We start from the raw sequence: 20,832 nt of genomic DNA, 5'->3' as shown, positions 1-20,832 counted from the left end.
CAATCGCTTAGCTGATTTTGCAGAATACCGCCCCGCACCATCGCCCACCTTTTCACTGCCGAAAAGCCTACGCCTTTCATCGATGTACACCGCTGCTTTCACAATGGTATCCAGCGTATCGAGAAGTTGCTGTCTCGAAAGAAGCGGGATTATAGGGACTGCCTTCCCGCCTGTCCAGTGCTATCTGCAGGCGGCAGGCAAGCGTGCGGTGGCGCCGCCCCGCTTGGGGCTACAATACCAGCCAGACAGGGACACTTGTGCCTCCTCTTCTTCATGACGGCAGGCACTCCCCTCATGACCCATTAACTGAGCTTAGCGACGGCGGCCCGGCTGGGCAAAAGCCCGTGCGGCAGACTCACCGTTGCAGGATTTCCGATGGCTAAGCATGACCGCAAGCAAGATCTGCTACCCCCATCAGCGCCGCTGAGCCTGTCAGACGAGCGCTTGACCAACTTGCTGGAGAGCATAGCCGACGGCTTTTGCCTGCTCGACCACGACTGGACCATCCGCTACATCAATACGCGCGGCGCCGACATGCTCGCGCCGCAGCGTCCGCCCGGCAGCCAGCTGGCAGGCAGCAGCCTGTGGCAAGCCTGTCCCCACTTGCAGGGCACGGAACTGGAAGTGCAATACCGCCGCAGCATGGCGCAGCAGCACAGCGGCAGTTTCGAGCTGCAGTATCCGCCGCTGGGGCGCTGGCTGGAAGTACGCATCTTCCCGTCCAGCGAAGGCTTGACCACGCATATCCAGGACATCAGCCAGCGCAAGGCGGCCGAGGAAAGCTTGCGCCACAGCGAGGACGATTTGCGCACGCTGGCCAATTCCATCCCGCAACTGGCCTGGATCGCCAGCTTCGACGGCACCATCGCCTGGTACAACCAGCGCTGGCACGACTACACGGGCACCAGCGCGGAACAGATGGCGGGTGACGGCTGGAGCATCGCCTATGACGCGCAATACCTGCCGCCCATGCTGCAAGGCTGGAAGGCCGCTTTGCACGATGGCACGCCCTTCGAAATGGAATTTCCCATCCGCGGCGCCGACGGCCAGTACCGCTGGTTCCTGACGCGCGCCAATCCCGTGCGAGACCGGGGCGGCCAGCTGCTGCGCTGGTTTGGCACGAGCACCGACGTCGACCAGGTCAAGCGCGCGCAGGAAGCCTTGCGCGATGAAACCTGCGTGCTGGAACTGCTCAACAACACGGGCGCGGCCCTGGCCGCCACCCTGGACTTGCCGGCCCTGCTGCAGGAAACCGTCGATGCGGCCACGCGCATCAGCGGCGCGCGCTTCGGCGCCTTTTATTATGACGATGCGGGCGATGTCCACCCTGCGGCGCGCGCCGTCAACGGCATCAGCCTGCGCCAGGCCGAGACCATCGCCACGGCACTGCGCCAGGGACCGGCTATGTGCCAGAACGACTTGCTGGCCGCGCCCGAAGCCAGCGCCGATGGCGCGCCGCCCCTGCGCAGCTGCCTGAGCCTGCCCATCAGCTCGCGCTCGGGCCTGTTGCTGGGGCGCTTGCTGCTGGGCCATCCACAGGCGGGCATGTTCAGCGCGCGCAGCGAACGCATCGTCTCGGCCATCGCGGCGCAGGCCGCCGTCGCGCTCGACAATACGCGCCTGTACGCGGCCGCCACGCGCGCCGCCGAAGAGCGCAAGGTGCTGCTCGACAGCGAACGTGAGGCGCGTGCCGAGGCCGAGCGCACGAACCAGCTGCAGGATGATTTTCTCGCCACCCTGTCGCATGAACTGCGCACGCCACTGTCGGCCATCCTGGGCTGGGCGCAGGTGCTGCGGCGCGGCACGCGCGACCAGGCGGACCTGCACCGTGGGCTGCAAAGCATCGAACGCAATGCGCGCGCGCAGGCGCAACTGATCGAAGACTTGCTCGACATGAACCGCATCACCTCCGACAAAGTGCTGCTCGACCTGCAGCCCCTCGCGCCCGCCAGCGTCATCGCCTCGGCCATCGAAACCCTGCGCCCGGCGGCCGACGCCAAGCACATCACCATCCACAGCAGTATCGCCAGCGATGCGGACACGATCATGGGCGACCCCGGCCGTATCCAGCAAGTGATCTGGAACCTGCTGTCGAATGCCCTGAAGTTCACGCCGCAAGGGGGACAGGTCGATATCGGCGTGTGCCGCGAGGCGACCCGTCTGGCCATCACGGTGGCCGACAATGGTGTGGGCATCAAGAAAGACTTCCTGCCCCACGTATTCGACCGCTTCCGCCAGGCCGATGCCTCCACCACGCGCAAGCATGGCGGCCTGGGGCTGGGACTGTCGATCGTCAAGCACCTGGTGGAGCAGCATGGCGGCACGGTCACGGCCAGCAGTGCCGGCGACATGCAGGGCGCCAGTTTCACCGTGCGCCTGCCCCTGGGCACGCCGGCCACTGCGGCGCGCAAGGCGGTCGGCGTCCCGTCCGCCAGCCATGACTTGCGCGGCATCAGGGTGCTGCTGGTCGATGACGAAGCCGATGGGCGCGAACTGACGCAACGCATCCTGCGCGACCACCACGCCGAAGTGCATGGCGCCGGCAGCGTGGAGCAAGCGCTGCAACTGCTGGCGCAGGTGCGCCCACATGTGCTGGTCAGCGACATCGGCATGCCCGATGCCGACGGTGTCGACTTGCTGACGCAAATCCGTGCGCACACTTCCCCGGGTACCGCCCGGCTGCCTGCGTTGGCGCTGACGGCGTTTGCGCAAGCGCAAGATCGCCAGCGGGCGTTGGCCAGCGGCTTCCAGGCCTGGGTCGCGAAACCGCTGGACCCGGCCGAATTGGTGGCAGCCGTGGCGCAACTGGCGGCGACGCGCGTCACGGCTACGCCCTTAAAAAGATGATGCAAAGAAATACATAGTGCAGAATAAAATGACTATTTTTGTGGGTTGGCCTTCCTACTTCCAGACGCGGCACTGTCCTACAAGCAACTAAGCTGAAGTTTGCTACACTTAAATGCAGTAGCACACCTGCACGGCAGGCAGGAGACAGGCAGCCTTGGCTGCCATCAGTGGCAGAAGCGAGTTCAAGCGCTGTTGTGCGCCTCATCTTGTTGCAAGGCGCTACTATCTTTCTCACCGCCGTCAGCCGATCACCAGCGGTAGAAGCCAGCGTTGCATAGACCGTATTAACCGAGACCCTACATGCCCAGCCAAGATGAGATTTTGAAAGCCAAAATTTTGGTCGTCGACGATTCGCCCGACAATGTCGACCTGATGCTGGAAATCCTGCGCGATGCCGGCTATACCAATGTCACGGCCACCATGCGTCCGGCCCAGGTCTGCCCCCTGCACCGGGAGCATTGCTACGACTTGATCTTGCTGGATCTGCAAATGCCGGAACTGAATGGTTTCCAGGTCATGAAGGGCTTGAAGGAAATCGAGCATGGCGGCTACCTGCCCGTGCTGGCCCTGACGGCGCAGCCGAGCTTCAAGATCGCCGCCCTGGAAGCGGGGGCGCGCGACTTCATCAGCAAGCCCTTCGACCTGATGGAAGTGCACAAGCGCATCCATAACATGCTGGAAGTGCGCCTGCTGTACAAGGAACTGGCCCAGTACAGCAAGCAGCAGCAGGAACTGGCCCTGCACGACCCGCTCACGGGCCTGCCCAACCGGCGCCTGCTGGAAGACCGCATCGAACATACCTTGCGGCAATCGGCCCGCAACCGGGGCAAGTCGGCCATCCTGTACCTGGACCTGGACGGCTTCAAGACCATCAACGACAGCTACGGCCACGGCTATGGCGATGAGATCCTGAAGATGGTGGCGGCGCGCCTGGTGGGCGCCTCGCGCAAGGAAGACACGGTGGCGCGCATCGGCGGCGACGAATTCGTCATCGTGCTGGGCAACCTGGCCGGCAAGGGCGACGCGCGCGAACCCGCCGCCAAGCTGATCGAGGTAATTTCCGAACCGTATTTCATCAATGACCTGACCCTGCGCCTGTCGACCAGCATCGGCATCGCCATCTACCCGGACGACGCCAGCACAGTCGAATCGCTGCTCGGTGCAGCCGACACGGCCCTGTATGAAGCCAAGCGCGCGGGCAAGAACCGCTTTTGCTGCTCGCCCCACGAAGTAATCGCCTCGCAGGTGAACATGCAGAAAAGCGGCATGCCCTTGATCGCCTGAGCTTACTTTCCGCGCGACACATGAAAAAACCGGCAAGCCTCACGGCCAGCCGGTTTTTTTCTGCCTGGGAGGCTTTATTTCTTGCCAGCCTTCACTTGATGCTGGCCCGCGTGCTGATGGTCCGTTTGCGCATTCACGGTGTCCGGCGCCACTTCGATGCGCGTGATACCCGCATCGACGGAAATCGGGTCGCTGGCGGGGAAAGTCATTTCCACGGCGTCGTCGAGCAGTTCTTCCTTGGCCCGTTCTTCGCCGCTCATGCCCTCCTCATCGGCCAGGATGGCTAGCGCACTGGCCCATTTGACGAAATTGAGGTTGGACAGTTCGCGCACGGTGTGCACGCCAAACGCCTGCTGCAAGGCCTTGGCATCCTTCGCGCTGACGCCGCGCAGGGCGCTGATGGGGGCATTGACGATGTCGCGGAAGCTTTTGTCGGCATATTCCTGGTCGACGATGGTATCGATATTCATGGCATGTCCTTTCGTTTCGGTAAGCGGGCCTCTGCGCCCTGCGCCGCGAGGCGCCAAGGCTGCATGGGGTAATGCACAGCCCCACTATGGCAGCGTGCGGTGCCCCGGTATGTGCGCAGCCGTACGTAACGACGGTAACTGTGCCCCCTTGGCGCAAACGATAATCTTGCCTATGATATAAAAATGATGGGAGGAGATTAAAATTGTCGAAAAGACAGAAATTTTCCATCCATGCGCCCTGCGATGAAATCCTCATGTATGATCCACCACTTGAATTTGGTCCACCTTTCACCATTCACGGGGCGCTATGTCCGCACAAACAGATCCGAACAAGGAAGCGGCCCAGGCCGATGCGGAACGCGCCGCCGATCTCAGCGAGTTGCTGGGTCATGTCAACACCAGCTGGGATAATGAACGGCGCGCCCTGTCGCGCCAGCTGCACGACAGCCTCGGTTCATCGCTGACGGCGCTGACCATGCACCTGTCGCTGCTGACGCAAAAAATGCCGCAGGAAGCGGCCCTGCTTGACCGTGCTGCGACCATGAAGCAATTGCTGCTGAATGTGATTGAAACCAACCGGCAAATGCAGATGAAGCTGTGGAACGACAAGCTGGAGTTTCTTGGCGTCAATGTGGCGCTGGGCGAACTGGCCGCGCAATTTGCCGAACAGCACAAAATCACCGTGCGCTGCAGCCTGCCCGACGATGAACTGATTTGCCCCCGTAACGTGGGCGTGGCGCTGCTGCGCACACTGGAAGAGGCGCTCAGCAACATCGCCACGCACGCCAACGCCACCGAAGTGGACATCATCATCGATGACAATGACGAAGCGCTGATGATGACCGTCAAGGATAACGGCAATGGACTGCCGGCCAGGGAAACCGTCGAAATGAGCAAGCACGGCCTGCGCTCCGTGCGCGAGCGCGTGCACTACCTCGGCGGCAGCCTGAGCCTGACCGCCAACCCGCAAGGCGGCACGGCCCTGACCGTCGTTTTGCCGCGCATTAGTCCGAAAGAATAGTCCTTACCAGGCAGCACCAAGCCAGATGCCTGCGGGAGCGCTCTGCCCCGCGCAGCGATTCGACGACAGGAGACCTCATGCAACGACTCATCCCCACCCTGCTGGCAGCGCTGCTGGCCATGAGTACCGCCCAGGCTGCGGAAAAAACCGTGCCGCCGCCCGAAACCGTGGACAAGCTGGCCTGGCTGGCCGGCTGCTGGAACGTCGACGGCGCCGAACCCGGCTCCGGGGAACAATGGAGTACGGCCGCCGGCGGCACCCTCCTCGGCACCAGCCGCACCGTCAAGGGCGGCAAGACGACAGCCTTTGAATTCGTGCAGATCCGCCTCACCGAACCGGGCCAGTTGGCCTACATCGTGCAGCCGTCAGGCCAGCCGCCTGTGATTTTCAATCTATTGCGCCAGGACAAGCCGAATGAATTCATCTTCGCCAACCTGGACAATGACTTTCCCAGCCGCATCATCTACCGCCACGACAGCGAGCGCATCTTGCACGCCAGCATCACCGGCACGATGAAAGGCAAGCTCACCACCATAGCCTTCCCCATGACGCGGGGCCGCTGCGAAGCGGCGCCAGTGGCGCGAAGCAAATAAAAAGGGGCCGCAAGGCCCCTTTTTATTGTTGACATCAACGGTTTAATGCAGCTTGACCTGCGGCGTACTGCGCTTGATCAGGAAGCGCCCCATGGCCATGACGGCCGTGCGCACGCTGCCCAGCACGGCATTGTGGTGCATCAAATGCAGGCTGACATACATCATGCGCGCAACAAATCCTTCCACGAACCAGCTCAGCCCCTTCAGGGAACCCATCAGGGTGCCCACGGAGGTAGTACGTCCGAACGACACGAGCGATCCGTAGTCGAGGTACTCGTACGGCTTGGTTTGCGGCGGCTTGCCCTTCGCTTGCAGCAGGAAGGTTTTCAGCAGGTAATCGGCTTGCTGGTGGGCAGCCTGGGCGCGAGGCGGCACCAGCTTGCCGTCCGGCCCCGTGCAGGCGGCGCAGTCGCCCAGCGCGAAGATATTCGCATGGCCCTGCACATTGAGCATGCCCGTCACTTCCAGCTGGCCGGCGCGGTTGGTCGGCAAGCCCAAAGTCGACAGGAATTCCGGCGCGCGGATGCCGGCGGCCCACACGCAGATATCGGCCGCATAGCTGGTGCCGCTGGCCACCGTCACCTTGTCGGCTTCGATCGTGGTGACGCGCGTATCGGTCACCACGCTAATGCCATGCTTGTGCAGCAGTTTCGAGGCGGCGATGGACACGCGCTCGGGCAGCGGCGCCAGGATGCGCGGCGCCCCTTCGAGCAGGGTGATGCGCACGTCCTTGATGGCGTTGAGATTCTGAAAACCATACGCGGCATACACGCCGCTCGCTTCGCGCAATTCGGCCGCCAGTTCCACGCCCGTGGCGCCGCCGCCGATGATGACGATGTCAACCCCAGGATGACCTGCATCGCCCTGGCGCTGCTCGGCCATGGCCAGCAGTTTCAACAGCGTCAAACGGAAACGTTCGGCGTCTTCCGTGGCATTCAGGGAAATGGTGTTTTCCTTGGCACCGGGCACGCCGAAGTAATTCGAGGTGCTGCCCACGGCCAGCACCAGTTGGTCATAGCTGACCGTGCGCTGCGGCAAGAGCTGTTCATCCTTATCGGTGGCGATGGCGCCCACGGTGAGGCTGTTCGACGCGGCGTCGAGCGCGATCAGGGGGCCATAGACATAGGTAAAACCATTGTCATGCGCCAACATCTGGTACGACAGACCCTCTTGGTGAATATCCAGGGTACCGGCCGCCACCTCATGCAGCGACGGCTTCCATATATGGTAGAGGCGGCTGTCGACCAGGGTCACCTGGCCGGGGCCGAGCTTGCGGCTGAGTTTGCAGGCCAGCTCCAGGCCGCCTGCGCCGCCACCTACGATGACGATTTTACTATGCAAAGATCCTCCTGCTTGCTTGTTTAGTCCCTGCGCCCGTTGCCGTTGCCGTTGCCATGGCCTCTGCCCGGATTATCATCATGCTTGTCGCGCTTGCCTTCATGCTTGTCGCGCTTGTCATCATGCTTGTCATAATGGCCGCGATCACGGTCATGGTCCCGATAATCGGGACGGCCATGATCGCCATGCTGCTGGCGATAGCGGGGAGCATATTGATTGTTATACCAACTATCTTGGACGAAATAGACCTCTTGGTTACAGGCATTATACTTGCGGCAGTGCTTGGACCAGTTTTTCGCATGCCCGGGGGGCACGCGCAAATAGATGGGACGGGCCGAATAGTATTGCGGGCGCTGCACGATGACGGGCTGGGCGTAGATCAATTGCGGCGCGGGATAATCGCCTATGTCGAGGCGTCCGTAAAAGCCGGGCTGGCCGACGGTGACGGAGACACCGACCTGGGCAACAGCGGCGGTGGCGGCCGACAGCAAGACGGCGGCAAGCAACAGGGTTTTCATGGGGACACTCCTTTTATCAGTTATGCCGCCATTGTAGACCTTGTCCGCCACCCTGTTTGTTCGCAAGGACACATAAGGACTGGCGTTACCATCTCACCACAGCTTGCCCAAAGGCACGACCAGTCCGCTGAATAGCGACCAGTCCGGCGACGACGCCGTCAAGCCGCGCGCCATGCCGATATCGACGGCCAGCCGTGGCGTGGGACTGTAAGTGGCTGCCAGCAGCAACTGCGCCGTGGCCGGCGCACCGCGCAAACGCGTGCCAGACACTTCCGCCGTGGCGCCCCAGCGCGCGCTGACTGGCGTGGAAAAGGAGGCCGCCCAGCCCGTTTGCACCCTGCCCGTCGCCGGGTCGGATGCGCCCAGGCGCGTGGCATTCAGGTTGACGTCCATGTGCACGGCGCCCAAGTCGCGGCTGACAATGCCGTTCAGCGACACGTCGCTCTTGCCGCTGCCGATGGCGTCCTTGGCCGTCGCTAACTTCCAGCCCAGTTCCAAGCCCAGCGCCGTGGCGCTGTCGAGCTCAAAGGCGCGCTTGAGCACGACGGTCGTGTCGCCCAAGCCCGTCTCGCGCCGGCCCGTTTCATCGCGCGCACGCACGATCCCCTCGCCTTCGAGCAGCACGCCCCATTCGGGCGTGAACGCCAGCTTGAAGGTGTATGGCAGGCTGGCGCGGCGCGTATCGTCCGTTTTCGACAACAGGCCACCGGCCTCGAATTCCAGCTGGCCCGGCACGGGCAGCTGGGCGGGGCTGGCCACGGAAGGCCGGTAAGGCAGGACAGGATCACCGTCCTGCGCCAGCGCCAGGGCCGGCAAGGACAGCAGGGAGAAACACAGCAACGGCAAGCGGAGAGAAGACATGGAAGACCCGGAAGTGGCAAATGCGCAAAAGCGACAGCCTACCACCAAGCTCAGGCGTGCGTGTTGCGCCCGGTACTGCCGCGGTCAAGCCAGGCGCCGCACTCCCTGCCTGGCGGCGGGCGCTGGCCGGCGCAGCGGCGTGACGTTGCTGGCCGGGGCCGCGGCCAGCTGTTGCGCCTGGGCATGCAGGCGGAACACGCCCACCAGTTCCGTCAAGGTCTGCGCCTGGTCTTGCAGCGATTCGGCGGCGGCGGCCGCCTCTTCCACCAGGGCCGCATTCTGCTGCGTCACCTGGTCCATTTGCAAGACGGCCTGATTGACTTGCTCGATGCCTGCGCTCTGTTCGGCGCTGGCGGCCGTGATTTCCTGCATGATATCGGCCACCTGGCGCACGCTGGCGACGACTTCATCCATCGTCTTGCCCGCGTCATGCACGAGCCTGGAACCGATTTCCACCTGTTCGACGGAGTCGCCGATCAGGGTCTTGATTTCCTTGGCGGCCTGGCTGGACCTCTGTGCGAGGTTGCGCACTTCGGACGCCACGACGGCGAAACCACGCCCCTCCTCGCCCGCCCTGGCCGCTTCCACGGCCGCGTTCAAGGCGAGGATATTGGTCTGGAAGGCGATGCTGTCGATGACGCTGATAATGTCGACGATCTTGCGCGAAGAGGCATTGATCGATTCCATCGTCTGCACCACCTGCCCCACCACGGCGCCGCCCTTGCCGGCCACGTCGGACGCGGCGCCGGCCAGCGTATTGGCCTGGCGCGCATTGTCCGCGTTCTGGCGCACGGCCGAGGTCAGCTGCTCCATCGAGGACGCCGTTTCTTCCAGCGAACTGGCCTGCTCTTCCGTCCGGGATGACAGGTCGAGGTTGCCCTGGGCAATTTCACTGGAGGCCGTATGGATGGTGTCCGTACCCGAACGCACCTGGCTGACGATGCCCACCAGCTTGTCGCGCATGGTTTTCATGGCGAACAGCAGGCTGGCGTTGTCATGGCTGGCCGTGCGGATATCCACGGTCAGGTCGCCCTCGGCGATGGCGCCCGCGATCTTGACGGCATACGCCGGTTCGCCGCCCAGCTGGCGCGTCAGTCCGCGCGTAATCAGCGCCCCCAGCGCCAGCCCGGCCGCCATACTGCCCAGCACCAGTGCGAGCATGAAGCTGCGGCTGGCCTGATACACGCCCGACGCCTGCGCCGCTGCGGCCTTGGCGCGCTCTTCTTTCTGCAGCGAGAGTTTATCCAGCATGCCGTCGAGCTCGTCCGCATGCTGGCGCGTCTTGTTGAGCAGTTCAATCAGCTGCGCGCTGCGCTGGGACAGCGGCTCGGCTGCAGCCAGCGCCAACGCCTGTTGCATGGTGGCGATATATTCCGCTTCGACGGCGGAAAAACGGGCAAACAGCTCCTTGGCGGCCGGCGTGACAAACAGCGGTTCCGCCTTGGCAAGGTAGCTTTTGTTTAATTCGAGGAATTTTTCGATGTCGGCCTGGCGCATGGCGCGCTCCTCGGCGGTAGTGGCCAGCAAGAAATTACTACGGGCGCGCCCCACTTTGATCAGGGCGATGTTGGCTTCCTTGATGTGCGACAAGCCCAGCAATTCGCTGTTGTACATCTGCCCCGCCATGGTATCGATCTTGCCCATATTGAAGATGCCGATACCGGCCACGACGGCCCCCATCAGCGCAACACAAAAAAATGCCGCCAGCAAGCGCGTTCCCACCTTCATCCGGTTCAACATGTTTTCTCCCGTAGACTGGCCGATACTCGATGCAACTGGAGCTTACTGGCTTGAATATAAAGAAAAAACACAGAAAAAAATGCTCGGATTGTCACCAAATAATAATTCCTTGATATGCAACAACATGCAAAACGGCTTGCCATGCTAGGCAAGCCGTTCGACCTGACACCGGTCATGCGGGAGACTAATGCCCGCTGTGGCCGGCCGGCTTGCGCACCGTCATCTCGACGCCGCCCTTCACGGCCGGTTTGCCGGCGCCCTGGCCGCGCACCGGCTCCGGCAACGCGCCCGTCCATTCATATGCCACGCTGCCGGCCGGGTGCTTGTACCAGCCCGGGTCGCGGTAGTCGCCCGGCTTCTGGTCCTTGCGCACCTTCACCGTGGTAAACATGCCGCCCATGCCGATGGCGCCGAAGGGGCCGTCGCCGGCCATCATCGGCAAGGTATTGTCGGGAATCGGCATCTGCATCTCGCCCATGTCGGCCATGCCGCGCTCGCCCATCACCATGTAGCCGGGCACAAGCTGGTTGATCTTCGCCGCCACGCCCTGGTGGTCGACGCCGATCATGGTGGGCACGTCATGCCCCATGGCATTCATCGTGTGGTGCGACTTGTGGCAGTGGAAGGCCCAGTCGCCCAGGTCCGTGGCCATGAATTCCACGGCCCGCATCTGGCCCACGGCCACGTCCGTCGTCACTTCGGGCCAGCGCGATTCGGGGCGCGTCCAGCCGCCATCGGTGCCCGTCACCTCGAATTCATGGCCATGCATGTGAATCGGGTGGTTGGTCATGGTCAGATTGCCCACGCGCACGCGGACCTTGTCGCCCTGGCGCACCACCATGGGATCGATACCTGGGAAGACGCGGCTATTAAACGTGAACAAATTGAAATCCGTCATGGTCATGATCTTCGGCGTGTAGCTGCCGGGATCGATGTCGTAATTACTGAGCAAGAAGACGAAATCGCGGTCCACCTTCATGAAGTTCGGGTCTTTCGGGTGCGTCACCCAGAAGCCCATCATGCCCATGGCCATCTGCGTCATTTCATCCGCATGCGGGTGGTACATGAAGGTGCCAGGCCGCTTGGCGACGAATTCATACACGAAAGTCTTGCCGGGAGGAATGCCCGGCTGGGTCAGGCCCGTGACGCCATCCATGCCGTTGGGCAAACGCTGTCCATGCCAGTGCACGCTCGTGTGTTCCGGCAATTTATTGGTGACAAAAATGCGCACACGGTCGCCTTCCACCACTTCGATGGTGGGGCCAGGCGACTGGCCGTTGTAACCCCACAGGTTGGCTTGCATGCCGGGCGCCAGTTCGCGCACGACAGGCTCGGCCACCAAATGGAATTCCTTGACGTTGTTGTTCATGCGCCAGGGCAAGGACCAGCCATTCAGGGTGACGACGGGGTGGTACGGACGCCCGTTCGGTGGTGGCGGCGGCGCCTTGGTGTCGGCGCCAGCCATGCTGACGGCTTCCGGCAACGATGCCGCACCCACGCGACTCACCGCTGCCGCACTCAGGGCGACGGCACCCGCATTCATGAAAAAGTTTCTACGTGTAATCATCATTATTCCTTCGCGGCTGGGCCGCTGCCATTGATGGCCGATTGCAATTCGGTTTGGGCGATCCAGAAATCGCGCTGGGTCTCGATGGCGCTGTTCACGCTGGCGACCTGTTCGCGCGCATCGGCCAGCAATTCGAACACGCTGGCCAGCATGCCGTTGTAGCGCAGTAATACTTCATGCGAGATCGTCTTGCGCAGCGGCACGACTTCATCGCGGTAGTGGCGCGCCAGGTCGTAGGCCGTGCGGTAGCTGGAATACGCTACGCGCACTTCGGAGCGGGCCTGCACCGCCGTGCCTGCCGTGCGCTGCAGCGCCTGCTCATACAAGGCTTGCGCCCTGGCGTTGCGCGCCGAGCCCCAGTCGAACAGGGGCAATTCCAGCGACACCTCATAGCCATTCTCGCGCGGCGCCTCGCTCGTGCTCTTGTTGGTATAGCCCACGTCGAGCACATTGACGAAACCCGTGACCTTGGCCAGGCCCAGTGCGTCGGCCATGGCGTGCGCATCAAGTTTCGCTCTTTGCACGTCGAGGCGCTGTTCCATGGCCTGCGCCTCGATATTGCCCGCCTCCACCGCCTGGGCCGGCAAGTCGGGCAGGCGCGACGGTAAAGTAAAGCTGGCCTGCTTGCCCCACAGGCCCAGCAGACGCGTCAGGTGCTCGCGCGTCACCAATGCCTGATGGCGCGCGCGGGCCAGGTCGCCGACAGCATCCGCATAAAACACTTGCTGGCGCGCCTGGTCGAGGCGGCTCCAGTTGCCCGCCTGCTGCAAGCGTGTGGCCAGCTCGGCGCCCGCCTCGGCCGACAGCAGTGCCCGCTGCATGAAAGCTTCCGTCTGCACGGCGGCGACAGCATTGAAGTAGGCGCGACGCGTGTCCGACGCCAGTTGCACGGCGCTGATGGCTGCCTGCAGCTTGGCTTGCTCGAAACGGCCCCGCTCGATATTCACGCGCATCGGCATGGTCAGCAAGCCGGCCAGGTCGAAACTGACGCCCCGGTCGATTTCATTGCCATGGCTACCATGCGAGCGGCCGAATGACAGGCCGGGATTGCGCAAGCGCCCCGCTTGCACCAGGTCCGCCTCGGACGCGCCCAGTTCGGCCAGCGCCACTTTCATGGCGTGGTTGTTCATCAGGGCGATGCGCGCGGCGCTGTCGGCGTCCAGGGGTTGGGCCAGCAATTGCGCCAGCCTGTCGTCGCCTTTGTCAGTCAGCGCTGCGGGGACACCCGTGCGGGCGTCGGCCAGCGCGGACACCGTTTGCATGCCGCCATCCGGGCTGAAGCTGGCGCAGCCACTGAGCAGCAGGACGGCCGCCAGCGCCAGCGGCGTGAGGCAAGTTGATTTTGTGAAACGGGCCATGTCAATGTCCTTCATGCTGGTGTTGCGGAGCCGGCTGGGGGGCCGGCTTGGCACTGGGCTTAGCCATTGGCGTCTTGTGGCCTTCCATCTTGTGGCCCTCCATCTTCATCATGCCCATGTGGCCGCCCGCCTTGCCGACTTTCTCGTTGAGGGCACGCCAGGCCTGGTCGGGCGTGGCGTCGTCTTCGGCGGCGGGTCGGTAGCCCGCGAAGGCGGAGCGGTACATGGTGACAGGCACCGGCGCTTGCGCCTCTTGCGGGGCGGATGGAACTGGCGTCGATGCGGCAGGGCTGGCAGCACTGGCGGCCAGCGGCAGCACGGCCAGCGCGAGGCTGAACAGGTGTTTCATGGTATTCCTTGAAGGACAGGGTATGGCGCGGCAGGCGCGCTACTGGAACGCTGGCGCGGCCGGTGCAAGCTGCAAGATCAAGATGCAAGGACGTGCGACAGCGGCACCGCCAGGTTCAACGGGCGGTCAGGCGGAGTGCGTGCTTCTCGGGGGACGTTCGGGACCAAGCGGGATATGCCCGGCGAACAGGGAATCGGGCGCCAGCGCGGGAGGCGGCGCGCGCAGGGTCAAGGCGTGCAACACTGGCATGCCGGGCGGCGCCGTGGCGCCCACGGTACACGCCCCATGGTTGCTGCAATCGTGGCCATGTTGCGTGGCGCCGCCATCGTCCATGGCCATTTTCATGGGCTGGTCCGTCATCCGCATGTCGGCCATATTGCCCATATTGCCCATATCGTGGCACTGGGGTGCCTGCGCCTGCGCTGCCACGACGGCGACCGTCGCCGCCAGCTCGCCCACACAGCAGCTGCGCATGGCCGACGCAAAGCCCTGCAAGGGCAGCGTGACGGCCAGCAGCCAGAGCAGCGAGCGGGCGAGAAAGCGGGAAAAGGCGTGGTTCATAAGTGGACTATAAACCTTCCCACACGAGGAAGGTCAAGTCCATGTCAAGCTCGGCGGCCGTGCGTCAGCCAGATCACGTACACGCCGTAGTAGCCCTGCCCCTCCAATATGACCTGGCCATCGGCAAAATGGATTTTCTCCACTTTATTGACGGTGAAATACGCGCGGCCATCGGACGCCTCCACGTCGCCCCGGTAACGGGCGCGGGGCCGGCAGTAGCCGCTGGCGCGCCCGATGGCCCACATCAGGTCGCCGATCATGAAGTCGTCAATCATTTCGGCCAGCAGCGTCCGGTGGCCCGCCAGCATGCCCGTGATGTCGGGGTAGCCGGCGTCTCTGAGCGCGGGCAAGTCGCTTTCCTCGTATTGCAGGTCGTCTTCGCGGCAATCCTGCACGAAACTGTTGAACGGTTCGTCGAGCAGTCCCGCCAGCGCCGTTTCCGGCACGCTCAGGCGGAACGGATGCAGCGGCAGCACGCTGTGCTGGCCGTAATTGAGTTCGCGGCAACCGAGATAGGCCAGCGGGTGCAGCTGGCCATTGACCTCGCAGCGGATGCCAAGTTCTTGCTCAAACGTCATCAATACTCATTCCTGCCATTTCTGCCATGCCCATTACTCTCTCGTTACACCTTATCTTGGCCTCATGGTAAGCGTTGGCGGGCAAACCGGACAGACTCAGATTCAACAAAAAACAGCGGATCAGTTTATGCCGCACGGCACGCCTGTCAGGCCGGCTCGGCGAGACCCACCCGGTTGCGCCCATTTTCCTTGGCCACATACAGGGCCGCGTCGGCCGCCAGCAGCACGGCGTCCGCGCCGCGCTCCCCATGCGCCGACGAGACCACGCCCAGCGAGACCGTAACGGCGCCCGCGCCGGGAATCACGGCGGCGGCCACCTTGGCGCGCAGGCGCTCGGCCACCTGCATGGCCACGTCCAGGTCGGCATCGGGCAACAGCATGATGAATTCATCGCCGCCATTGCGGCACAGCACGTCGGCATCGCGCGAACAGGCGCGCATCAGCTGCGCCAGGCGCAGGATGACGTCGTCGCCCACGGCATGGCCCCACTGGTCGTTGACTTGCTTGAAATGGTCGATGTCGATGGCAATGACAGAAAACGGCCGCGCCTGCGCCTGCCACTCTTCCAGCGCTGCCGCCATGCCACGCCGGTTCGACAGGCCCGTCAGCGGGTCCGTCTGCACGTCGGTCTTCAGCTTGCCGATCTTATTCTGCAGCAACGCCAAGCCTTTCAACAGAGCCTTCTTGATCTGTGCCGCCTCCACATACCAGGAGCGGATGGCGGCAATGTGCTCGGCCGTGCCCGCTGCATCCATGCGCCGTGCGCTCTCGGCCAGCTGCACCAGGGGCCGCGATATCAGACTGGCCAGCCACCAGATGAATGGCAAGCTCAGCAAGGCGATCGGCAGGGAATACCATATCGTATTGGCCATCAGCTGGTTCAGCGGTGCCAGGGTCATCGCCGTCGGCCGCTGCGCCACGATGCCCCAGCCCGTCGACGGCATGACGGCGTAGCCGGCCAGCATATCCACGCCCAGGCTGTTATGCATGCGCCGGCTGCCGCCGCCCTGCTGCGCGATGATGGTGTCGATGACATCGTTGCTGCCAGCCACGTCGCCGAGGCGCTCGGGGTCCGGGTGGTACAGCAGGCGCCGGTTCTGGTCCACCACGTACAGATACGAGCCATCGCGGTAGTAATGCTGGCCCAGCATGGTGTACAGGATGTTTTTCTGTTTCAGGTAGATGCTGCCGCCCACATAGCCCAGGTAGCGGCCATCCTTTTCCACGATGGGATGGGAAATGAAGACCACCAGGTTGCCGGCAGAGGACATGTACGGCTGCGTCACCAGCGGACGCCGCTCGCGCAGCGCCTGCACGGCGCCAGCCGAATCGAGCGTGCGGTACTTGAGGGCCAGGGTTTCCGGCGACACCCCCAGCACCTTGCCCTGGGCGTCGACGATGAGCACGGAATTGAAGCTGTTCGTTTGCAGGCGCAGGCGCTGCGCCTCGTCCGTCAGCCAGGCGTCATCCCCCATGCGCGGCGCCAGGCCGCCAGCGCTGTAGGCCAGCTGCTGGCGCGCCGACTGCAGGAAATCCTCGGCCGTGCTGGCCAGCTTGCTCGCGTAGGCGTGGTTCGCTTCCAGCGTGGTATCGATCAGCAACTGGCGCTGCACGCTGTAGCTGGCAAAGAACGTATTGGCCAGGGACACCAGGGCGCTGGCAAAGGCCACGAGCACGATCAAACGGCGCAAATTCATGCGCAGAACAGGTTTAGTCCACATGGCGTCGGCAAGAGATAGGGAAATATTGCGCTAAAGAAAGGGCGCATTATACCGAGACACCCGTGCCAATATTGAAATGTTGGCATCCATAATCAAGGAACGTGTACAAGCGGCAACGCAGAGCGCTGCCGCCTTGACCTGCATCAAGCGTGGATGGCGTGCTTGCGTACCCAGTCCACATAGCGCTGCATCCAGCCCTGGAAGAAGCCCAGGCTGGCCGGGCCTATGCCGCCATGCTCGTCGAACAGGCCTTCCTTGGCCTGGATAAACATTTCGGGCTGGCCCAGCAGCGGCACGTCCAGGTAAGCGAGCACATTGCGCAAATGCTGCTGCGCCAGGGCCGTGCCCGTGGCGCCCACGGAGACGCCCAGCACGGCGCCCGGCTTGCCGCCCCACACGCTCTGGCCATACGGGCGCGAGCCGTGATCGAGGGCGTTTTTCAGCACGCCGGGGATGGAACGGTTGTATTCGGGGGTGAGGAAGAGCAAGGCTTGCGACGCGGAAATGTCGGATTTGAGGCGCAGCACCTGCTCGGCCTGCGCGCCATCGTCATCCTGGTTGTACAGCGGCAAGTCGCCGATGTCGATATGTTTGAAGGAAAACTCGGGCGGCGCCAGCTTGATGATGGCGTCGGCCAGTTTGCGGTTGAAGGAATCCTTGCGCAGGCTGCCGACGATGATTGCAACTTGATATTGGCTCATGAAAGTCCCCGATAACGGTTAAAAGAAAGCCCTGGAGTGAAGCTCATACCAGGGCTATCTTGCCACACAATCATCGGTTTTGCGCTGCCTAGCGTGCGAAGTCAGCGCGCCTGAAAAAATGCACAGGGCCAGGCGCCTTGCCGAAGACAGTACGAATGTACGGCAAGGCAAGGCAACAACGCCATGGGCGTTTTGGCAGGTGCGCTAACGTGCCAAGCCCCGGTATTCGCGGTAGTAACGCCCGCCCAGGTTGGTCAGCACTTCATAGCCGATGGTATTGGCCATGGCCGCCACCGCGTCAACCGGATGTTCGGCGCAGATCAGGTCGACCAGGCTGCCCGGCGCGACGCGCTCCTCGGCGATGGCGCTGACGTCCAGGGTAATGGAATCCATGGAAATGGCGCCGATCTGCGGCACTTTCACGCCATCGACGATGGCCAGGCCCTGGTTGCTCATGCTGCGCAGCCAGCCATCGGCATAGCCGACGGAAATAGTCGCCACCTGGCGCGGCTCGCTGGCCGTGTAACGGCGGCTGTAGCCCACGTGGTCGCCGGCGGCAATCGTGCGCGTCTGCATGACCTTGCCTTGCAGGCGCACCACGGAACGCAGGGGATTGGGCTCGCCGCCCTGCGGCGCGATGCCGTACAGGGCCGCACCGGGGCGCACCAGGTCAAAGTGAAAATCGGGCGACAGGAAAATGCCCGAGGAATTGGCCAGGCTGGCGCGGTATTGCGGCAAACGGGCGCGGATGGCGATGAAACGGGCCAGTTGCTCGCCATTCATGGGGTTGCTGCGCTCGTCGGCACACGCCAGGTGGCTCATGATGTAGCGAACGTTGATGCCGTCAAGAAAGTGTGCATCAGCCAGCCAAGCGTCGATTTCCTGCGGCGACAAGCCCATGCGCGACATGCCCGTATCGACCTGCACGACGGCGTTCAGGGTGGTGCCCTGTGCTTGCGCATGTTTGCGCCAGCCCGCCACCTGCGGCTCGCTGTTGAGCACTGGCGTCAGGCCGTGGGCCGTGAATTCAGCTTCCGTATCGACGGGCGGGCCATGCAGCACGAAAATTTCCGCGTCCGGTGCCACATGCGGGCGCAGGCTGATGCCCTCTTCCAGGTGGGCCACGAAGAAATGGCGGCAACCCTCTTCATACAGGGCCGCACCCACTTGCGCGGCGCCCAGGCCATACGCGTCGGACTTCACCACGGCCGAGCAGGCGGCCGGGTGCGCCTTGTCGCGCAGCAAGCGGTAGTTGGCGCGCACGGCGTCCAGGTCGACCGTCAGGATGGCGCCGCTACGCTCCTTGGCAGGCATGCTACCGGCCATCTCAGGCTCCCGCGTATTGCAATTTGCCGCCGCGCTGCGCGCCGCTGTAGCGGCTGACAGACAGGTCGTCGGCCAAAATGGCCGGCTGTTTCGACGACATCAGGTCGGCCAGCAATTGCGCCGAACCGCAGGACATGGTCCAGCCCAGAGTGCCGTGGCCCGTGTTGAGGAACAGGTTGCGCAGCGGCGTGCGGCCGACGATCGGCGTGCCGTCCGGCGTCATCGGGCGCAGACCAGTCCAGAAGGTGGCTTCCGCCGTGTTGCCGCCGCCAGGGAACAGGTCGTTGACGACCATTTCCAGGGTTTCGCGGCGGCGCGGATTCAGGTTCAGGTTGTAGCCGGCGATTTCCGCCATGCCGCCCACGCGGATGCGGTCGTCGAAACGCGTGACGGCAATCTTGTACGTTTCATCGAGGATGGTCGACACGGGCGCCTTCGCCGCGTTGACGATAGGCACGGTGATCGAATAGCCCTTCAGCGGATACACGGGAATGTCCAGCAGCGGCTTCATGAAGCCCGTCGAGTAGGAACCCAGGGCCACCACATAGGAATCGGCCTTGACGATTTCCGCGCCGCATTGCACACCAGCGATTTCATCTCCCTGCGTGAGCAAGGCATCGATCGACACGCCGTAACGGAACTTCACGCCCAGCGCCTCGGCCATCTCGGACAGGCGGGTGGTAAACAGCTGGCAATCGCCCGTTTCATCGTTGGGCAGGCGCAAGCCGCCGAACAGTTTATCCTTGACCGCTTCCAGGGCCGGCTCGGCACGCGACAGCTCGTTGCGCTGCAGCACTTCATACGGCACACCCGCGTCTTTCAATACTTCGATATCCTTGGCGGCGTCGTTGTATTGTTTTTCGGTGCGGAACAATTGCATCGTGCCTTGCTGGCGGCCTTCATACGTGATGCCAGCCTCCGCGCGCAGCACCTTGAAGCAGTCGCGGCTGTATTCAGCCAGGCGCACCATGCGTTCCTTGTTCACCGCATACGCTTCCGGTGTGCAATTACGCAACATCTGCCACATCCATTTGAGCTGGGCGGCGCTGCCGTCGAGCGAGATGGCCAGTGGCGCGTGGCGCTGCATCATCCACTTCACGGCTTTCAGGGGAATGCCGGGCGCGGCCCATGGCGAAGCGTAGCCGGGCGAGATTTGCCCCGCATTCGCGAAGCTGGTTTCCAGTGCAGGGCCCGGCTGGCGGTCGATGACGGTCACCTCATGTCCTGCCTTGGCCAGATAGTAAGCACTGGTGACGCCGATGACGCCGCTACCCAGAATCACGATACGCATAGTTTCCTCATTATATTTTTTAGGCTGACGCCAGATTAACCGCTATCATATTGGGAAAGAGCCAGTATTTGTTCACGTATAAATCGAGATATTCAGCAATAAATCATGAGAATCCTTAAAGAATCGGCACGTGGCCTCGACAAGCTGGACCGCCACATCCTGCGCATCCTGCAACAGGATGGCCGCATCTCGATGAAAGACCTGGGCGAACAGGTGGGCCTGTCGATCACGCCCTGCATCGAGCGGGTCAAGCGCATGGAGCGCGACGGCGTCATCACGGGCTACCACGCCAAGGTGAACCCGGCCGCGCTGGGCGCCAAGCTGCTCGTCTTTGTGGAGATTACGCTCAATCAAAAATCGGCGTCTGCCTTCGAACAATTCCGCCGCGAAGTGCTGCAAATTCCCGAAGTGCAGGAATGCCACCTGGTGTCGGGCGACTTCGATTACCTGATCAAGGCGCGCATCCATGAAATGGCCGAGTACCGCAAGCTGCTGGGCGACATGCTGTTGCAGCTGCCGGGCGCCGCGCAATCGAAAAGCTATGTGGTGATGGAAGAAATCAAGGAAACCCTGGCGCTCTCGACCGACGTATTGCAGAGCAGGTAAAAAGTAGCGCCAGCCGGTACCGGCAGCATCGTTTTATGCTCCTTTGTATAATCTTGTAGCACATTCGTGGCGACCCAAGCACACTCCCTCCTGACATCACGC

19 protein-coding genes are annotated in these 20,832 nt (G+C 62.9%); 5 read left to right on the top strand and 14 right to left on the bottom strand.

Translation table 11 applies throughout. The features are described from left to right. Positions 1 to 375 precede the first annotated feature (375 nt). Together ACQ4WZ_RS05105 and ACQ4WZ_RS05100 are read left to right on the top strand one after the other, a co-directional pair. Positions 376 to 2,847: a hybrid sensor histidine kinase/response regulator gene (locus ACQ4WZ_RS05105; protein ID WP_436572719.1), complete on the top strand. Its 2,472-nt coding sequence runs from the start codon at positions 376 to 378 to the stop codon at positions 2,845 to 2,847. Between the two features lie 300 nt (positions 2,848 to 3,147). Continuing rightward, positions 3,148 to 4,131, top strand: a complete 984-nt coding sequence (locus tag ACQ4WZ_RS05100) for a GGDEF domain-containing response regulator (RefSeq protein ID WP_101481878.1) — start codon at positions 3,148 to 3,150, stop codon at positions 4,129 to 4,131. Positions 4,132 to 4,205: 74 nt separating this feature from the next. Here the strand turns inward: ACQ4WZ_RS05100 and ACQ4WZ_RS05095 are convergent, their stop codons facing one another. Continuing rightward, positions 4,206 to 4,601 carry a hypothetical protein gene (locus ACQ4WZ_RS05095; protein WP_436572718.1) on the bottom strand — a complete coding sequence of 132 codons (396 nt, stop codon included), beginning with the start codon at positions 4,599 to 4,601 and terminating at the stop codon, positions 4,206 to 4,208. A 307-nt stretch (positions 4,602 to 4,908) separates the two neighbouring features. On the opposite strand from ACQ4WZ_RS05095, the gene ACQ4WZ_RS05090 reads away from it, so the two are divergent. Further along, positions 4,909 to 5,622, top strand: a complete 714-nt coding sequence (locus tag ACQ4WZ_RS05090; protein WP_133990416.1) for a sensor histidine kinase — start codon at positions 4,909 to 4,911, stop codon at positions 5,620 to 5,622. A 77-nt stretch (positions 5,623 to 5,699) separates the two neighbouring features. Then, positions 5,700 to 6,215: a DUF6265 family protein gene (locus ACQ4WZ_RS05085; RefSeq protein WP_101481881.1), complete on the top strand. Its 516-nt coding sequence runs from the start codon at positions 5,700 to 5,702 to the stop codon at positions 6,213 to 6,215. A 42-nt stretch (positions 6,216 to 6,257) separates the two neighbouring features. On the opposite strand, the gene ACQ4WZ_RS05080 is transcribed toward ACQ4WZ_RS05085, so the two are convergent. The 13 genes from ACQ4WZ_RS05080 to ACQ4WZ_RS05020 all read right to left on the bottom strand — a co-directional run bounded on the left by ACQ4WZ_RS05080 (position 6,258) and on the right by ACQ4WZ_RS05020 (position 20,124). Continuing rightward, positions 6,258 to 7,556, bottom strand: coding sequence for an NAD(P)/FAD-dependent oxidoreductase (locus ACQ4WZ_RS05080; protein ID WP_133990414.1), 1,299 nt, complete (start codon positions 7,554 to 7,556; stop codon positions 6,258 to 6,260). Positions 7,557 to 7,576: 20 nt separating this feature from the next. Then, complete coding sequence (locus tag ACQ4WZ_RS05075) at positions 7,577 to 8,071, bottom strand: hypothetical protein (RefSeq protein ID WP_436572717.1); 495 nt, start codon at positions 8,069 to 8,071, stop codon at positions 7,577 to 7,579. 93 nt (positions 8,072 to 8,164) lie between these two features. Further along, positions 8,165 to 8,932 (bottom strand): transporter, encoded by a 768-nt coding sequence (locus ACQ4WZ_RS05070; RefSeq protein WP_243858011.1) that lies wholly within the window; start codon positions 8,930 to 8,932, stop codon positions 8,165 to 8,167. Positions 8,933 to 9,016: 84 nt separating this feature from the next. After that, positions 9,017 to 10,672 (bottom strand): methyl-accepting chemotaxis protein, encoded by a 1,656-nt coding sequence (locus ACQ4WZ_RS05065; RefSeq protein ID WP_208327700.1) that lies wholly within the window; start codon positions 10,670 to 10,672, stop codon positions 9,017 to 9,019. 184 nt (positions 10,673 to 10,856) lie between these two features. Next, positions 10,857 to 12,239, bottom strand: coding sequence for a multicopper oxidase family protein (locus tag ACQ4WZ_RS05060; RefSeq protein WP_101481884.1), 1,383 nt, complete (start codon positions 12,237 to 12,239; stop codon positions 10,857 to 10,859). Positions 12,240 to 12,241: 2 nt separating this feature from the next. Further along, the gene (locus tag ACQ4WZ_RS05055; protein ID WP_436572716.1) at positions 12,242 to 13,597 is read right to left on the bottom strand and encodes a TolC family protein; all 1,356 of its coding nucleotides are present in this window, start codon (positions 13,595 to 13,597) and stop codon (positions 12,242 to 12,244) included. A gap of 1 nt (position 13,598) precedes the next feature. Beyond that, a complete protein-coding gene (locus tag ACQ4WZ_RS05050) occupies positions 13,599 to 13,946 on the bottom strand; it encodes a hypothetical protein (protein WP_436572715.1) in 348 nt (115 codons plus the stop codon). Positions 13,947 to 14,072: 126 nt separating this feature from the next. Further along, a complete protein-coding gene (locus tag ACQ4WZ_RS05045) occupies positions 14,073 to 14,507 on the bottom strand; it encodes a hypothetical protein (RefSeq protein ID WP_436572714.1) in 435 nt (144 codons plus the stop codon). Between the two features lie 44 nt (positions 14,508 to 14,551). Further along, the gene (locus tag ACQ4WZ_RS05040; RefSeq protein WP_436572713.1) at positions 14,552 to 15,085 is read right to left on the bottom strand and encodes a hypothetical protein; all 534 of its coding nucleotides are present in this window, start codon (positions 15,083 to 15,085) and stop codon (positions 14,552 to 14,554) included. Positions 15,086 to 15,231: 146 nt separating this feature from the next. Then, complete coding sequence (locus ACQ4WZ_RS05035; RefSeq protein WP_436572712.1) at positions 15,232 to 16,806, bottom strand: sensor domain-containing diguanylate cyclase; 1,575 nt, start codon at positions 16,804 to 16,806, stop codon at positions 15,232 to 15,234. 143 nt (positions 16,807 to 16,949) lie between these two features. Further along, a complete protein-coding gene (locus ACQ4WZ_RS05030; RefSeq protein ID WP_101481890.1) occupies positions 16,950 to 17,507 on the bottom strand; it encodes an NADPH-dependent FMN reductase in 558 nt (185 codons plus the stop codon). A 204-nt stretch (positions 17,508 to 17,711) separates the two neighbouring features. Further along, complete coding sequence (gene alr / locus ACQ4WZ_RS05025) at positions 17,712 to 18,833, bottom strand: alanine racemase (RefSeq protein ID WP_436572711.1); 1,122 nt, start codon at positions 18,831 to 18,833, stop codon at positions 17,712 to 17,714. Position 18,834: 1 nt separating this feature from the next. Further along, positions 18,835 to 20,124, bottom strand: a complete 1,290-nt coding sequence (locus ACQ4WZ_RS05020) for a D-amino acid dehydrogenase (protein ID WP_099411493.1) — start codon at positions 20,122 to 20,124, stop codon at positions 18,835 to 18,837. Between the two features lie 105 nt (positions 20,125 to 20,229). Here ACQ4WZ_RS05020 and ACQ4WZ_RS05015 point away from each other — a divergent pair, with 105 nt between their 5' ends. After that, positions 20,230 to 20,730, top strand: a complete 501-nt coding sequence (locus ACQ4WZ_RS05015; RefSeq protein ID WP_034754979.1) for an Lrp/AsnC ligand binding domain-containing protein — start codon at positions 20,230 to 20,232, stop codon at positions 20,728 to 20,730. The last annotated feature ends 102 nt before the right edge of the window (positions 20,731 to 20,832 follow it).

Origin of the sequence: Janthinobacterium darwini (assembly GCF_051380905.1) — a bacterium.
In the GTDB taxonomy this organism is placed as follows: domain Bacteria; phylum Pseudomonadota; class Gammaproteobacteria; order Burkholderiales; family Burkholderiaceae_D; genus Janthinobacterium.
Note: the sequence above shows the minus strand (reverse complement) of the source record. Positions and strands in the feature narration are given on the sequence as shown.

What these genes read in the sequence shown, in the direction of transcription:
- alr (WP_436572711.1), bottom strand. Translation starts at nt 18,833, where the DNA reads ATGGCCGGTAGCATGCCTGCCAAGGAGCGTAGCGGCGCCATCCTGACG.
- ACQ4WZ_RS05105 (WP_436572719.1), top strand. Translation starts at nt 376, where the DNA reads ATGGCTAAGCATGACCGCAAGCAAGATCTGCTACCCCCATCAGCGCCG.
- ACQ4WZ_RS05065 (WP_208327700.1), bottom strand. Translation starts at nt 10,672, where the DNA reads ATGTTGAACCGGATGAAGGTGGGAACGCGCTTGCTGGCGGCATTTTTT.
- ACQ4WZ_RS05040 (WP_436572713.1), bottom strand. Translation starts at nt 15,085, where the DNA reads ATGACGTTTGAGCAAGAACTTGGCATCCGCTGCGAGGTCAATGGCCAG.
- ACQ4WZ_RS05060 (WP_101481884.1), bottom strand. Translation starts at nt 12,239, where the DNA reads ATGATTACACGTAGAAACTTTTTCATGAATGCGGGTGCCGTCGCCCTG.
- ACQ4WZ_RS05090 (WP_133990416.1), top strand. Translation starts at nt 4,909, where the DNA reads ATGTCCGCACAAACAGATCCGAACAAGGAAGCGGCCCAGGCCGATGCG.
- ACQ4WZ_RS05015 (WP_034754979.1), top strand. Translation starts at nt 20,230, where the DNA reads ATGAGAATCCTTAAAGAATCGGCACGTGGCCTCGACAAGCTGGACCGC.
- ACQ4WZ_RS05030 (WP_101481890.1), bottom strand. Translation starts at nt 17,507, where the DNA reads ATGAGCCAATATCAAGTTGCAATCATCGTCGGCAGCCTGCGCAAGGAT.
- ACQ4WZ_RS05035 (WP_436572712.1), bottom strand. Translation starts at nt 16,806, where the DNA reads ATGTGGACTAAACCTGTTCTGCGCATGAATTTGCGCCGTTTGATCGTG.
- ACQ4WZ_RS05075 (WP_436572717.1), bottom strand. Translation starts at nt 8,071, where the DNA reads ATGAAAACCCTGTTGCTTGCCGCCGTCTTGCTGTCGGCCGCCACCGCC.
- ACQ4WZ_RS05020 (WP_099411493.1), bottom strand. Translation starts at nt 20,124, where the DNA reads ATGCGTATCGTGATTCTGGGTAGCGGCGTCATCGGCGTCACCAGTGCT.
- ACQ4WZ_RS05100 (WP_101481878.1), top strand. Translation starts at nt 3,148, where the DNA reads ATGCCCAGCCAAGATGAGATTTTGAAAGCCAAAATTTTGGTCGTCGAC.
- ACQ4WZ_RS05085 (WP_101481881.1), top strand. Translation starts at nt 5,700, where the DNA reads ATGCAACGACTCATCCCCACCCTGCTGGCAGCGCTGCTGGCCATGAGT.
- ACQ4WZ_RS05050 (WP_436572715.1), bottom strand. Translation starts at nt 13,946, where the DNA reads ATGAAACACCTGTTCAGCCTCGCGCTGGCCGTGCTGCCGCTGGCCGCC.
- ACQ4WZ_RS05070 (WP_243858011.1), bottom strand. Translation starts at nt 8,932, where the DNA reads ATGTCTTCTCTCCGCTTGCCGTTGCTGTGTTTCTCCCTGCTGTCCTTG.
- ACQ4WZ_RS05055 (WP_436572716.1), bottom strand. Translation starts at nt 13,597, where the DNA reads ATGGCCCGTTTCACAAAATCAACTTGCCTCACGCCGCTGGCGCTGGCG.
- ACQ4WZ_RS05045 (WP_436572714.1), bottom strand. Translation starts at nt 14,507, where the DNA reads ATGAACCACGCCTTTTCCCGCTTTCTCGCCCGCTCGCTGCTCTGGCTG.
- ACQ4WZ_RS05095 (WP_436572718.1), bottom strand. Translation starts at nt 4,601, where the DNA reads ATGAATATCGATACCATCGTCGACCAGGAATATGCCGACAAAAGCTTC.